The organism is Hyalangium gracile, assembly GCF_020103725.1.
GTDB lineage: Bacteria > Myxococcota > Myxococcia > Myxococcales > Myxococcaceae > Hyalangium > Hyalangium gracile.
On sequence record NZ_JAHXBG010000004.1, the window covers coordinates 120,587 to 133,738 of the forward strand.

11 protein-coding genes are annotated in these 13,152 nt (G+C 70.8%); 8 read left to right on the forward strand and 3 right to left on the reverse strand.

Features of this window, described 5'->3' with window-relative positions; genetic code table 11:
* Positions 1 to 94 precede the first annotated feature (94 nt).
* The 5 genes from KY572_RS09400 to KY572_RS09420 are packed head-to-tail and all read left to right on the forward strand — an operon-like array spanning position 95 to position 6,236.
* Positions 95 to 1,093 carry a methyltransferase domain-containing protein gene (locus tag KY572_RS09400; protein ID WP_224242202.1) on the forward strand — a complete coding sequence of 333 codons (999 nt, stop codon included), beginning with the start codon at positions 95 to 97 and terminating at the stop codon, positions 1,091 to 1,093.
* A 23-nt stretch (positions 1,094 to 1,116) separates the two neighbouring features.
* On the forward strand, positions 1,117 to 1,926 hold the full coding sequence (locus tag KY572_RS09405; protein ID WP_224242203.1) for a hypothetical protein: 810 nt from the start codon (positions 1,117 to 1,119) through the stop codon (positions 1,924 to 1,926).
* A gap of 60 nt (positions 1,927 to 1,986) precedes the next feature.
* Positions 1,987 to 3,384, forward strand: a complete 1,398-nt coding sequence (locus KY572_RS09410) for a WS/DGAT/MGAT family O-acyltransferase (protein ID WP_224242204.1) — start codon at positions 1,987 to 1,989, stop codon at positions 3,382 to 3,384.
* Between the two features lie 60 nt (positions 3,385 to 3,444).
* Entirely contained in the window at positions 3,445 to 4,164 is a 720-nt protein-coding gene (locus tag KY572_RS09415; protein ID WP_224242205.1) for a DUF3142 domain-containing protein, read from the forward strand.
* Complete coding sequence (locus tag KY572_RS09420; protein ID WP_224242206.1) at positions 4,161 to 6,236, forward strand: hypothetical protein; 2,076 nt, start codon at positions 4,161 to 4,163, stop codon at positions 6,234 to 6,236. Before KY572_RS09415 ends, KY572_RS09420 begins: the two co-directional genes overlap by 4 nt.
* 6 nt (positions 6,237 to 6,242) lie before the next feature.
* Here the strand turns inward: KY572_RS09420 and KY572_RS09425 are convergent, their stop codons facing one another.
* Genes KY572_RS09425 through KY572_RS09435 form a run of 3 tightly spaced genes read right to left on the reverse strand, consistent with a single transcriptional unit; the run spans position 6,243 to position 9,599 of the window.
* A complete protein-coding gene (locus KY572_RS09425) occupies positions 6,243 to 6,653 on the reverse strand; it encodes a VOC family protein (protein ID WP_224242207.1) in 411 nt (136 codons plus the stop codon).
* A gap of 13 nt (positions 6,654 to 6,666) precedes the next feature.
* Positions 6,667 to 8,061 carry a sigma-54-dependent transcriptional regulator gene (locus tag KY572_RS09430; protein ID WP_224242208.1) on the reverse strand — a complete coding sequence of 465 codons (1,395 nt, stop codon included), beginning with the start codon at positions 8,059 to 8,061 and terminating at the stop codon, positions 6,667 to 6,669.
* Entirely contained in the window at positions 8,046 to 9,599 is a 1,554-nt protein-coding gene (locus KY572_RS09435; protein ID WP_224242209.1) for a sensor histidine kinase, read from the reverse strand. Before KY572_RS09435 ends, KY572_RS09430 begins: the two co-directional genes overlap by 16 nt.
* A 308-nt stretch (positions 9,600 to 9,907) precedes the next feature.
* Between KY572_RS09435 and KY572_RS09440 the strand changes: the two genes are divergently transcribed.
* From KY572_RS09440 to KY572_RS09450, 3 genes are read left to right on the forward strand one after another with little or no spacing between them, the layout of a single operon-like run.
* Positions 9,908 to 10,624 carry an AraC family ligand binding domain-containing protein gene (locus tag KY572_RS09440; RefSeq protein WP_224242210.1) on the forward strand — a complete coding sequence of 239 codons (717 nt, stop codon included), beginning with the start codon at positions 9,908 to 9,910 and terminating at the stop codon, positions 10,622 to 10,624.
* Entirely contained in the window at positions 10,603 to 12,327 is a 1,725-nt protein-coding gene (locus tag KY572_RS09445; protein ID WP_224242211.1) for a CotH kinase family protein, read from the forward strand. The genes KY572_RS09440 and KY572_RS09445 overlap by 22 nt, the downstream gene beginning before the upstream one ends.
* Before the next feature lie 14 nt (positions 12,328 to 12,341).
* Positions 12,342 to 13,091, forward strand: coding sequence for a VTC domain-containing protein (locus tag KY572_RS09450; protein WP_224242212.1), 750 nt, complete (start codon positions 12,342 to 12,344; stop codon positions 13,089 to 13,091).
* Positions 13,092 to 13,152: the final 61 nt, after the last annotated feature.

Genomic DNA, 13,152 nt, shown 5'->3' on the forward strand with positions numbered 1-13,152 from the left:
GTGAGGCGATGCAGAGGATGCGAGCCCCGACCGAGGGGGCGTACCAAGCGCTCCCCGTCCGGGACGGGCCCTGGGCCCGGGGGGGCTTCGTTCCATGGTGAACCTTCTCGACCTGCCGCGTCAGGCGCTGTTCGACTTGCAGGCGCGGCTGCGCAACCACCCGGTCGTCAACACGCTGCGGCACGTGCTGCCCGACAGCCTGACGCTGTCGAGCCCCGCGCCGCATGACCCGACGCTGGCGGACCCGGAGCGCGTGGAGGCGTACCGCAAGGCCATCGGGCGGTACGTGCGGCCCGGCCAGGTGGTGATGGACGTGGGCACGGGGACGGGGCTGAGGACGCTCCTGGCCGCCCACCGCGGTCCTCGCCGGTTGTACGCGGTGGACCCGTCGCGCCACCTGGACACGGCCCGGTGGGTGGCTCGCCGCCACGGCCTGTCGGACGTCATCGACTTCGTGCGGGAGGACAGCCGGCGCTTCACGCCCACCGAGAAGAAGGTGGACGTGCTGCTCCACGAGCAGCTGGGACCGGCGCTCTTCGACGCGGGGCTGGTGTCCGGGCTGGTGGGCCTGCGGGAGCGGCTGCTGCGGCCCGGCGGGCGCATCCTCCCCCACCGCTTCGAGCTGTTCGTCGAGCCCGTCCAGCTCCGGGACGAGGCCTGCCTGCCCTTCATCTGGAGCCAGCGCCTGCCCAGCGTGGACTTCAGCTGCCTGCAGACGCTGCGCGAGGCGATGAGCCCCTCGTACTTCACGCGGCTCATCCGCTCCTATGAGGTGTCGCACCTGCTGTGCGAGCCGGAGCCCGTGCTCCGCTTCGATCTGGAGACGGTGAAGCCCGGGGACCTGCCTCGCGTCTTCCGCATCACCCGGACGGTGCGGCACGAGGGGCGGTTGGATGGCCTCTGTGTCTTCTACCGGGCGGCCTTCGACGAGGACACCTCCTTCGCCTCCTCGCCGCTGCGGGCGCACAACCCCGCGCCGATGATGCTGCTGCGCGTCGACTCCCGCGCCTTCTCGCTCCACCAGGAGCTGAGCTTCGAGCTGGAGTGGCCCGAGCTGGAGGATGTGGCCACCTGGCGCTGGCACTTCGACTGACGAGGATTACCTTCGTCAGGCCGATGTCACGCGCACTCCTCGTCCTCATGGCCCTGGGCTGGGCGCTGTCCGCCATTGCCCAGACTCCCGCTCGTACGCCTCGCACCCTCTCCGGAGGGGTGTGTGGAACCACCAACTGGGTCTGCGTCGCCGAGTGCATCGACTCGGAGTGCGTGGAGCAGTGCATGCGCGAGGGGTGTGAGGATGCGATGGCGCGGCTCCGGGCCTGCACCCAGAAGGCGGGCTGTGCGCCAGATGACACCACCTGCTCGGCGCGCACCTGTGGAGGCACGTGTCAGCGGGCCTTCGAGCCGGCCCCCCGGAGCCCCGAGAAGGAGCGGCCGCGGCCGTGCTCGGGCTTCCAGGTCGAGGGCCATCGCAAGGGGCTGGAGAAGGTGGTGGGCCGCTGGGAGCTGTCCGCGGCGACCCTCACCGCCGAGCCCAAGGAGGAGCCGGCCCCGCTGGATCCAAAGCCCCGCTCCGACTACGCGAGGACGCTGGAGGTGACGCCCGAGGGTTGTTTCCTGCTGTCGACGAAGCTGGAGGACGGCACGCTCGGGCAGGGCAACGCCCTGGATGTGCGCGCCTGGGGCACGTTCGCGGTGACGGGGGACGACAAGGTGGTCCTCCGGCCGAAGGACGGGCAGGCCGTGGGGCAGGTGTGCGGCAAGCCTCGTGTGTTCGGACTGTCGAAGGGCAAGTTCCTGGGGCCGCGCTACACCTTCAGCGTGGAGGAGGACACCCTCACCCTCGTCGCGGATGACCCCACCCAGCGCACCTTCCAGTTCCAGCGGGTGAAGGGGGAGGGTGGCGAGGCCCCGGCGAAGAAGTAGCCATGCCCGCCTCGATGGGAGGACGACGTCCGTGTCGTTGAGGTACTACAGGGCCCGACGATGGAACGGATGGCGAGTGTCGACGCGGCGTGGCTCCGGATGGAGGAGCCCACCAACCTGATGATGATCACCGCGGTGCTCTGGTTCGACGAGCACCCGGACTGGGAGAGGCTGAAGGAGGTACTGCGGGAGCGGCTGGTGGAGCGCTTCCCCCGCTTCCGGCAGCGGCTGGTGGTGCCCGAGGGGCTGCTCGCGGTGCCCTGCTGGGAGGAGGACCCGGCGTTCGATCTGGAGGCGCACCTGGGACATGCCGTGGTGCCGCCGCCGGGGGACCGCGATGCGCTCGAGCAGCTGGTGAGCCAGTGGATGAGCACGCCGCTGGAGCGCTCGCGTCCGCTCTGGCAGTTCCACCTGGTGGACGGCTTCGGCCAGGGTGGCGCGCTGCTGGTGCGCATCCACCACACCATCGCGGACGGCATTGCCCTGGCCCGGGTGCTGCTGTCGCTCATGGACGAGAGCGCGGAGGAACACTTCACGCCGGAGCCTCAGCCGCTCGAGAGCCCCTCGACGCCGGGGTGGGTGAAGCTGCTGCGCGGGGCTCGCGCGGTGGCGTCGGGCACTCGCGCGGTGTGGAAGCGCGGGGCGGAGCTGATCGCCGAGCCCATCCAGGTGGGAGACCTGGTGCGAGGCGGCGCTCGGGGAGCGGCGGCGCTGAGCCGGCTGGCGCTGATGCCGTCGGACCCTCCCTCGGTGTTCCGGGGCGAGCTGGGGACGGTGAAGCGCGCCGCCTGGTCGGACCCCATCCCGCTCGAGGAGGTGAAGGCGATGGGCCGCGCCATGGAGAGCACGCTCAACGACGTGCTGCTCGCGGCGCTCGCGGGCGCGCTGCGCCGGTACCAGGAGGAGCGGGGCGGGACGGTGGAGGACCTGCGGGCCTTCATCCCGGTGAACCTGCGGCCGATGGACGAGCCCATCCCCCGCGAGCTGGGCAATCGCTTCGGGCTGCTGTTCCTGGACCTGCCGGTGAGGGAGGTGGAGCCGCGCAGGAGGCTCCGGCTGCTCAAGCAGCGCATGGACGAGCTGAAGCGCTCGCCGGAGGCGGCGCTGACGTTCGGGATGCTGGGCATGGTGGGGTTCGCGCCGCTGGCGGTGGAGCGGGCGGCGGTGGAGGTGCTGGCCTCGAAGGGGACGCTCCTCATGACGAACGTCCCCGGCCCTCGGCACCCCATGTACCTGGCGGGCACGAAGCTGGCGGGGCTGATGTTCTGGGTGCCCCAGTCCGGCAAGGTGGGGCTGGGCGTGAGCATCTTCAGCTACGCCGGCAAGGTGACGGTGGGCGTCTCCGTGGATGCCGGGCTGGTGCCGGATCCGCACCGGCTGGTGATCGACTTCCAGGATGAGCTCCGAGCGCTGGCCTCCGCGGCTTCGGCTTCGGCGACTTCGTCGTTCCCTGGCTGACACCCGAGGGAAGACGTGTCATCGATCGGGGGGATGTGCTCCCCCTCACCTCGAGTCCGGATGCTTCGCGCCCTGGCGCTGGGGCTGCTGCTCATGGCGCTGCCGGCGGGGGCGGCGGAGCCTCCACGCGTGTTCCTGTGGGCGTGGGAGCGCCCCGAGCAGCTCGACTTCATCGATCCCACTCGGGAGGGCGTCGCCTTTCATGCGGTGACGTTCCAGCTCTCCGGGGAGGCGGTGGTGCCCTATCGCCGCCGGCAGCCGCTGGTGATGCCGGCGGGCACGTACCGGATGGCGGTGATGCGCATCGAGGTGGCTCGGGGAACGACGCTCGGAGAGGCGCAGCGCGCGCGGCTGGTGCGGCTCATCACCGAGCAGGTGCGGCGGCAGTCGCCCGACGCGGTGCAGGTGGACTTCGACGCGCGCGCGTCCGAGCGCCCGTTCTACCGCGCGCTGCTCCAGGAGCTCCGGGCCGCGCTGCCCGAGGGCATGCGCCTGTCGATGACGGCGCTGGCGTCGTGGTGCCTGGACGATGGCTGGCTGTCGGAGCTGCCGGTGGACGAGGTGGTGCCGATGGTGTTCCGCATGGGCGCGGACACGAAGCGGGTGCGCGCGGAGCTGGGGCGGCGCGGAGACTTCACCGGAGCGCGATGTCATGACAGCGTGGGCTTCGTGACGGACGAGCCTCTGCCCTCGCTGCCTGGCGGGCGCCGCACGTACTGGTTCAACCCTCGGTCCTGGAGCGCCCAGGAGCTGCAACACATTCGGGAGCAGTCGCCATGAGGTTCCTCATCCAGCGGGCGGTTCTCGCCGTCGCCCTGGCCGTATCCCTGCTGCTCGCCACGCCGAGCGAGGCCTGCGGTCCTGACTGCGGGGCGGAGGAGTCATCGAGTTGGAGAGAGAACCTCACCCCTTGCGTGGAGGGACGTTGGGGGAATCTGGCGTCCGAGGGGCCCGGGTGCCGGGTGCTGGGCTTCCTCTGGATGCGTGGGATGACGCCCGCGGATCAGCAGCTCATCGCCAGCTCGATCATCCCCAACGAGCCTTATCCCTCCGCGGACACCACGGCGTGGACGGAGGCTCGCACCTCCGTGGCGGTGCCCGCCGCCGAGGTGACCTCCACGGAGGCCTCGATCGGCGACATCTACTTCGCCAACTGCCTGACCGGCGCTTTCCAGCAGGCGGCGAAGACCCTGAACGAGCGCATCGCGAAGTTCGGCGCGGAGAGTCCCGAGGTGGCCGATTGGACGAGGGCCCAGGACGCGGTGTTCGCGCACTGCGCCGACCCCAGCGCGGCGATGCCCGAGCCGGCCTCCTCCAGTGCTCCGCCGCTCATTCGAGCCGACCGCGCCTACCAGCTGGCGGCGGCCCTCTTCTACTCGGGGAAGTTCGATGAGGCGATCCAGGAGCTGGACCGGATCGCCACGGACGCGGCCTCGCCCTGGAAGGGCTGGGCGCGGCTGGTGGCGGTGCGAGCGGTCATCCGCAAGTCCACGTTGAGCGCCAGGAGCGAGGAGGAGAAGCGGGGGCTGCTGGAGAAAGCTCGCGAGCGGTGCGTGGCCATCGTGAAGGATGCGAGCCTGAAGGACCTCCACCGGCAGACGCGCCAGCTCACGTGGTTCATCGACTACCGGCTGCGCCCGGACAAGCAGCTCAGCCTGCTGGGCCGGGTGCTGCTGGAGAAGCCGGACGCCAACTTCGGCTATGCGCTGCGCGACTACCTCCAGCTCCGGAGGCAGGGACTGCCGGCGACGGATGAGCTGTCCACCTTCCTGGAGGTGTTCGAGAAGAAGGAGGACGCCTATCCTCGGGCCGTTGCGCAGTGGAAGAAGTCGCGCTCGCTGCCGTGGCTGGTGGCGGCGCTGAGCCTGGCGCGAGGCACGGAGCCGGAGCTGCCGGAGCTGCTGGCTCAGAGCGAGGCCGTTCCGAAGGCCTCGCCCGCATATGTCGCCGTGCATGCGCAGCGAGGGCGGCTGGCGCTCGCGGCGGGGAAATGGGACGCGGCCCGCGCGGAGGTCCTCCCCTTGCTGGCTGCCGGCGGGGATGCGCTGCCCTGGTCGACGGCTCAGCCGCTGTCGGACATCCTGCGTGAGTCGGCGCTGACGTTCGACGAATGGGCGAAGTACGCGCACCTCTCGGGGGCCATGGGAGGCTTCTTCAGCAGAGGAGTGCCGCTGGCCCGTTTCACGGATCCGAAGATGCTGGAGGCGCTGAATCCGCACTCTCGCGCGGCGGTGGTGCTGACAGGGTGGGTTCGCGCGGTGCTGCTGGATCGCTGGGACGAGGAGAAGGCGCTGGAACCTTTCGTGGAGAAGGCAGTGCCGGAGCTGGTGGCGGATCTGGCGAAGGTGAAGGCCCGGAAGGATCCGGACGAGCGGAAGATGGCGGCGGTGCTGCTGATGCTGAAGTCTCCAGGGCTGTCGGCGCCGGGGCTCTCCCGGACGGCGTATCTCCGAGAGTACGACTCGTGCGGAGGGAACGGCTGGTGCGCGGAGGAGGCCACCGACTTCTACCAGGGCTGCGACGCGTCGAAGGGCGCGTGCGGAACGCGCTACATCCCTCCAGCGGAGCGCCGGCAGGTGCTCGCCGAGCGCGAGGCGCTGGCGAAGCTGGGCAAGGCCCCGGAGCTGCTGATCCGCTTCACGCTGGACTACGCGAAGCGGCATCCGAACGACGCGCTGGTGCCGGAGGCGCTGCACGAGTCGGTGCGGCAGACGCGCTTCGCGCGCAACTACTGCGGCAATTCGGAGGAGGAGGACAAGGCGCGCACTGGCCTGTCGAAGCAGGCCTTCCAGCTCTTGCAGCGCAAGTACGCGAAGACGGAGTGGGCGAAGAAGACGCCCTACCACTACTGAGGCGCGTCAGCTCCCGGCGAGCTCGTCATAGCCACGGCCCTTGAACTCGAGGAGGCAGAGGCCGTGGCCGAAGGGGTCGGCCAGCAGGGCGATGCGGCCCCACTCCTGCTCCTTGATGCCTTGCTCCACGGTGGCGCCGTGCGCCTGGGCTCGCTGGACCGCGGCGTCGAGCCCGGTGACGACGAAGTCCAGGTGGACCGGCGTCCAGTGCCGACGATAGTCCCGGGGGGAGGGTGCGGCTGCGGTGGCCTGGCTCCCCGCGGGCTTGGCGAGGATGTCGATGGGAGAGGTGGCGCCGAGCAGCTCCGCCGCCTTGTCTCCGAAGCGGCGCCCGAGCTTCAGCCCGAGTCCCTGCGTGTAGAACGCGATCCCCTTCTCCAGGTCATCGACATCGATACAGACGCGCAGCTCGAGCATGGCCTCGAGCGTGTCACACCAGCCCGTGCTCTTCGAGCTTGTTGTAGAGGGTGCGGCGGCTGATGCCGAGCAGCCGCGCCGCGAGCGTCCGGTTGTCGCCGGCCCGCTTCAGGGCATCCAACAGGGCCTGCCGCTCGGTGTCCCGGCGTTGAGACTCCAGCGTCTTGGGCTCGCTGCCCGAAGAGGAGGCCACCGGAGCCGAGGCACTCGGAGGCGCCGCCTGCGTGGCGGTGGGCATCAACCCGGGCTGCCGTGCCAGCTCGCGTGCCACGTCCTCCCCCGTGAGGGTTGGACCGTCCGAGAGCACCACCAGCCGCTCCATGAAGTTCTGGAGCTGGCGCACGTTGCCCGGCCAGGGCTGGGCCTGCAGCGCCTGGAGCGCATCGGCTGAGAGGGTGAAGGGCTGCCGCCCGTTGGCCTTGGCGTGCACCTCCAGGAAGTGTCGGGCCAGGGGCTCGGTGTCCTCCGGGCGGGCCCTCAGCGGCGGCAGCCACACCGGCACCACGTTGAGCCGGTAGAAGAGGTCCTCTCGGAACTCTCCCTTCTTCACCATCTCCTCGAGCGGCCGGTGCGTGGCCGCCACGAAGCGCACGTCCACCTTCAGCGTCTGCGTGCCGCCTAGCCGCTCGAACTCCTTCTCCTGTATCAGCCGCAGCAGCTTCACCTGCACGTGCGGGGTGATGTCGCCAATCTCGTCCAGGAAGAGCGTGCCGCCGTTCGCCAGCTCCACCCGGCCCGGCTTGCGCGTGGCCGCTCCGGTGAAGGCGCCCTTCTCGTAGCCGAACAGCTCGCTCTCCAGCAGCGTCTCCGGCAGCGCCGCGCAGTGCAGCTTCACGAAGGGGCCGCTCCGGCGCGGGCTCGCGTCGTGCACCACCTTGGCGGCCAGCTCCTTGCCCGTGCCGGACTCGCCGCGCAGCAGCACCGTGGCCGTGCCCGCCGCCGCGCGCGTCAGCAGCGCCTCCACCTCCGCCATCGCGGTGCCGCGGCCCACGAAGGCGCTCGTCTTCAGCGGCGAGCGCTCCGCGTCTCCCTGCGCGCGCAGGAGCGCCTTGCGGATGGTGAAGAGGATCTCCTCGCGGTCGAACGGCTTGAGGATGAAGTCCGCCGCGCCCGCCTTCATGGCCTCCACGGCCATGGGCACCGTGCCGTGCGCGGTGATGAGCACCACCGGCACGTCCGCGTACGCGCGCGTCACCTCGGCCAGCAATTCCAGGCCGCTCATGCCGGGCATCCGCACGTCGCTCACCACCACGTCGATGGGCTTCTGCCCCAGCACGGCGAGCGCCTCCGCCCCGCTCTTCGTGGTGTGCACCGTGAGCCCCGCCTGCGCCAGCAACGCGCCGAGCACCTTGGCCACGGCGGGGTCATCGTCCACCAGCAACACGCTTCCCTTCAGCGGCTCGGCCACGGTGCTCCTTCTCCTGGGGCGGGTGCGCCCTCGGGCGCCCCCGGGGCGGGCAGGCGCAGGCTCACGATGGTACCCCGGCCCTCCCGGCTCGTCAGCGACACCTCGCCGCCGTGCGCCTCCACCACCCGTCGCACGAACGCCAGCCCCAGCCCGCTGCCCGAGGCCTTCGTCGTGAAGAACTCGTCGAAGGCCCGCTCGCGCGTGCGAGCGTCCATGCCCTCGCCCGTGTCCTCCACCCGCACCAGCACCCCGGCTCCCTCCTGGGCTTCACGCTGGGTGCGCACCGTCACCGTGCCGCCCTGAGGCATGGCCTCGCAGGCGTTGCGCACCAGGTTCTCCAGGGCGTTGGCCAGCAAGTCATAGTCTCCGGCGCACCGGGGCAGCGGCTCCTCCAGCGCGCGCTCGAACTTCACGTTGGCGTACCCGGCGAAGGCCTGGAGCGACAGCACGTCCTCCACCAGCCGGTTCATGTCCAGGGGGCGGGGCAGGGGCTCCACCCGCCCCAGGCGCTGGTAGGTGCTCACCACCCGGTCCAGTCGCTCCACCTGCTCCAGCAGCAGGTCCAGGAACTCGCCCTTGTCGTCCCAGGGGCGCTTCTGCGCGTGCTCCTCCTTGAGGAACTGCGCGGCGCCCTTGAGCGCGGCGATGGGGTTCTTCAAGTCATGCGCCATCTGCGCCGAGAAGCGGCCCAGGGTGGCCAGGCGCTCCAGGCGCTCGCGCTGGGTGACGAAGGCGCTCACGCCTCGGCGCGCGGCGGCCAGCAGGGCGAAGGTGATGGCGGCGGTGCCCACCACGAGCGCGCCCTGCTCGGCGGCGAAGAGGCGGAAGACGACGAGGTAGGCCAGCACGCCCACCACCGTCAGCGTCACCGCGTACAGCGCCGAGCCGCTGGACAGGTCCTTGCCGAAGAGGTGGAAGCGCAGGGCCACGGTGGCCATCACCGGCAGCCCGAGCAGGGTGCCCAGGGTGCCCAGCCGGGGCGCGTTGAGGCCCAGGTCGGCCATCAGGTCCGTGCCGGGCAGCGCCACCAGGAGCACCAGGCCCAGCAGGAGCAGGGCCGTGCGGATGCGCTCCTCGAGCCGGAGCGCGCGGCGCAGGTGCAGCAGCAGCAGCCCCCATCCCACGCCCAGCAGCAGGGTGACGAGCGCCAGCGTGAGCCGAGCAAACGTGAGCGAGGTGGCGCGCACCGCCATCCACGGAGAGCCCAGCGCGGACAGGGCCACGGCGGCGAACAGGCCGAAGATGCCGTAGGTGGCGTAGATGACCACGGCGAAGCGGCGGCGCTGCCCGGTGAAGGCGAGGATGAAGTGGAGCGCGCACGGCGCCGTCATCACCGTGGTGCTGAGGGCGACGAGCCGCCAGCCCTCCTCGCCGGAGACGCCGTAGGCGAAGTGGGCGAAGTTCCACGTGGACAGCGCGATGGACAGCAGGGACAGGGGCAGGGCCAGGGGGCTCCTGCCCACGCGCGCCAGCGCCAGCCCCGCCAGCGCGAGCTGCCCCGCGCAGGCGGCGAGGCTCAGCCAGGCCAGCTCACTCATCTCCTGCTCCTGCGGTTGGCGGACAAGCCCTGCTCCCTTCCGCGCCATCCTAATAGGAAACGGTCGTGGCTCTTTGCCCAGGGCTGCCGCGGTCGCCGCCGCGCCCACCTCGGCCCCGGTGGCGGCGGCGCCTGCGCCAGGGGAACGGCCTGGCAAGGGAGGCGCCCTGTGCGCGGACCGGTAGCGAACTGGTATGACAAGCAGACCAGTTCGCACAGACTGCGCCCGGCAGGAGGGCGGACCGGACTCGGGCCTCTGCCCGGTTCACGCCGATGGTAGAGTCTCGACCCGGGATGTCCGGGACACGCTTGCACTCCCAAGGAAGTGCAAGCGAGCTTCGGCCCGGCGAGGACTGGGTCGACGTCTCCCGCGACTCGGCCACGGGCATCGAGACCATCCGCGCCCACTTCACCGGCCATGCGTACGATCCCCACTTCCATGACGCGTCCCTCGTCGGAGTGACGGAGCAGGGGCTCCAGGAGTTCTCCTGCCGCCGGGCGCTCCATCGCAGCACACCCGGGCGGGTCATCCTCATCGAGCCGGGAGAGACCCACGACGGCAACGCCCCGGACGAGGCGGGCTTCACGTACTTGATGCTCTACCTGGATGCCTCCTGGCTCGCTAAGGCCTGCACCCGGGCGGCGGACGGTGCCTTCCCACACCACCAGGCAGGCTTCCGTGCCACGCTCAACGATGAGCCTCGGCTGGCCGCCGTCATCCGCCGGGCCTTCTCGAGGCTCCACGCGCCGGAGTCCCGCCTCGCGCGAGATGAGGCCCTGGACTCCCTGGCCGCGGCGCTCAATCCGCACCTCGGCGCGTCCGTCGTGGCCAGGGTGGGAGCTCTGTGGAGGAGACCGGGAGAACCGGGCGAGCCCGGAAATACTTCGTCACAATCACGAAACAAGCGTGTCACGACTCCCAGGCAGGGTGTCCCCTCGCAGCACCAGCGTCGGCAGGGAGCCGACCGGGTCCGAGGGCCGCATTGCCCTTCAGGGAGAGTCGTATGCACGGAGTTTCGCGACTGAGCGCGCTGGCCGCGCTCGTGTGCCTCACTGCCGCCTGCGGTGATGGTCGGCCAGAGGGTTGGACTGACGAGACGCACGGCAAGAAAGCCAAGCCTGCCTACGACGTCGTCTTTCCTTCGGAGCAGGTCCAGCGGCTCGACATCGCCATCTCCGCCGAGGACTGGCAGGCGATGCAGGACGACATGACGGACATGCTGGGCGCGTTCGGCGTGGGCGGAGGCCCCGGCGGTGGCGGCCCTGGCGGCGGTGGGGGTGGCGGTCCGCTCCCGCCCGAGCTGGCAGCGGCCTGCCAGGACAAGGCGGAGGGTGCCACCTGCAGCGCCACCTTCAACGGAAACACCTTCACCTCCACTTGCGGCAAGTCCCCGGATGGGGCGGCGCTCGTGTGCACTCCTCGCGGCGGAGGAGGTGGTGGCGGTGGTGGTGGGGGTCCGCTCCCGCCAGAGCTGACAGCGGTCTGCCAGGACAAGGCGGAGGGCGCCACCTGCAGCGCCACGTTGAACGGCAACACCTTCAGCTCCACCTGCACCAGGTCCCCGGATGGGGCGGCGCTCCTGTGCGCGCCTCAGGGGGGCGCCATCGGCGGTGGCGGCGGCGGCGGTGGCGTGGACCTCGTGCCTCGCACCCCCGTGTATGTGCGCTCGACGGTGCGGTTCAACGGCAAGACGTGGTGGCACGTGGGCGTCCGCTACAAGGGCAACTCCACGCTGTCGAGCGGCTGGCGCTCCGGCGTGGGCAAGCTGCCCTTCCGGCTCAACTTCGACAAGTTCGAGGACGAGCACCCCGAGATCGACGGCCAGCACTTCCACGGCTTCAGCAAGCTGTCCCTCTCCAGCAACCAGGGGGATGCCTCGTACATCCGGGACCACGTGGCCTCGAGCACCTTCCGCGCGGCCGGAGTGCCGGCGGCGCACACGGGCTTCATGGCCGTGTACGTGGACCACGGCAACGGGCCCGAGTACTTCGGCCTCTACACGGTCGCCGAGGATCCCCAGGACTCGCTGCTCGACACCCACTTCGGCAACCACGATGGCGCGCTCTACGAGGCGGACGGCGTCGGCGCCCGGTTCAAGACGTTCGACCAGGCCTCCTTCGAGGCGCAGTCGGATGCCGCCGAGCTGGGCTGGGAGAGCGTGGAGGCCGCCATCGCCGCGCTGAACGCCGACCGCGGCGACGCGGCGGCCTGGCGCGCGGGCCTCGAGGCCCGCATGGACGTGGACGGCTTCCTCCAATGGCTCGCCATCAACACGGTGCTGGCCAACTGGGACAGCTACGGCTCCATGCCGCACAACTACTACCTCTACGCGAACCCCGAGAACGGGAACCGGCTGCACTGGATCACCTGGGACCACAACCTGTCCCTGTCGGCCGGCCGGACGAGCTCGCTGACGCACTCCAATGTGACGGCGGACTGGCCGCTCATCCGCTACCTCCTGGACGATCCGACGTACCGGGCCAGGTACGAGCAGTTCGCGCGCGAGTCGATCACCGGCCCCCTCTCGGCGGCGGCGATGCAGGAGCGCATGCGGCAGGCGCATGAGCTCATCGCCCCCTGGGTGGCGGGAGAGAACGCCGAGGTGCAGGGCTTCACCTATACCAGCGCGCAGCAGTTCCAGGACTCCCTCACCGGCACGTCGGGCCTGCTCCAGTTCGCCGAGCAGCGCGAGGCGGCGGTGCGCACCACCTTCGGCACCGCCCCATGAGCGCCCTGGCTCGGATGGATTCCCCGATGGAGTGCCAGTCACCGGTGCTGGATCACGAGAGGCGCTTCCAGCCTCCTCGCGAGGCGGCGGAGGCCTTCCTGCGAGCCACGGGGCCCTTCACCGAGCCCCGCCTGTACGCGAGCGACTATCCGTATGCCTTCACGCGCACGACGTACTTCGATACCCAGGAGCTGGCCCTGCTCCACTCCCGGGGCTCGGGCCGCGCGCAGCGCCTGCGGCTGCGCGAGTACGCCGGAGCCGCGGAGCTCGGTCAGGCTCCCGTCCTCACCGGCCTGCGGTTCCTCGAGCTGAAGGTGACCTCCGGGGAGCGGCGGATGAAGTCCCGCTGTCCGGTGTCGGCCGAGGAGGCGGAGGCCCTGCTGTCGGGCGCGCCGCTCTCCGAGGCGAGCGCCGCGGGCGCGCTGCTCGGCCAGTTCGTCCAGGCGCCGGTGAAGCCGTGGGTGACGGCCTGGTATCGGCGCACGACGCACGAGACCTCCGATGGCCGGGTCCGCATCACCCTCGACGAGGAGCTCACCTTCGCGCTGCCGCCCATGCCGGGAAGCCCCGCGGCGCCGACGCGGCTGCTCCAGCGCGCTCCTTCGGCCCTGCTCGAAGTGAAGTGGCATGGACGCTCGCCGTTCTGGCTGGAGCACGCGCTCCGGCGGCTGGAGCCCTCCGAGACCCAGGGCTCGAAGTTCGAGCAGGGGATGCGCGCGCTCTTCGGAGGCGTGCTCCCCGTGCCTCTGTCCCGAGCACGCTGATCCGCCGCGACGCTCCTCGCGCGGCCTCATCAAGGACTCCGCATCGTGCCTGACTGTTCCT

Coding starts and splice junctions, on each gene's coding strand:
- KY572_RS09445 (WP_224242211.1), top strand. CDS start 10,603: ATGCACGGAGTTTCGCGACTGAGCGCGCTGGCCGCGCTCGTGTGCCTC.
- KY572_RS09425 (WP_224242207.1), bottom strand. CDS start 6,653: ATGCTCGAGCTGCGCGTCTGTATCGATGTCGATGACCTGGAGAAGGGG.
- KY572_RS09415 (WP_224242205.1), top strand. CDS start 3,445: ATGCTTCGCGCCCTGGCGCTGGGGCTGCTGCTCATGGCGCTGCCGGCG.
- KY572_RS09405 (WP_224242203.1), top strand. CDS start 1,117: ATGTCACGCGCACTCCTCGTCCTCATGGCCCTGGGCTGGGCGCTGTCC.
- KY572_RS09400 (WP_224242202.1), top strand. CDS start 95: ATGGTGAACCTTCTCGACCTGCCGCGTCAGGCGCTGTTCGACTTGCAG.
- KY572_RS09435 (WP_224242209.1), bottom strand. CDS start 9,599: ATGAGTGAGCTGGCCTGGCTGAGCCTCGCCGCCTGCGCGGGGCAGCTC.
- KY572_RS09450 (WP_224242212.1), top strand. CDS start 12,342: ATGGATTCCCCGATGGAGTGCCAGTCACCGGTGCTGGATCACGAGAGG.
- KY572_RS09420 (WP_224242206.1), top strand. CDS start 4,161: ATGAGGTTCCTCATCCAGCGGGCGGTTCTCGCCGTCGCCCTGGCCGTA.
- KY572_RS09410 (WP_224242204.1), top strand. CDS start 1,987: ATGGAACGGATGGCGAGTGTCGACGCGGCGTGGCTCCGGATGGAGGAG.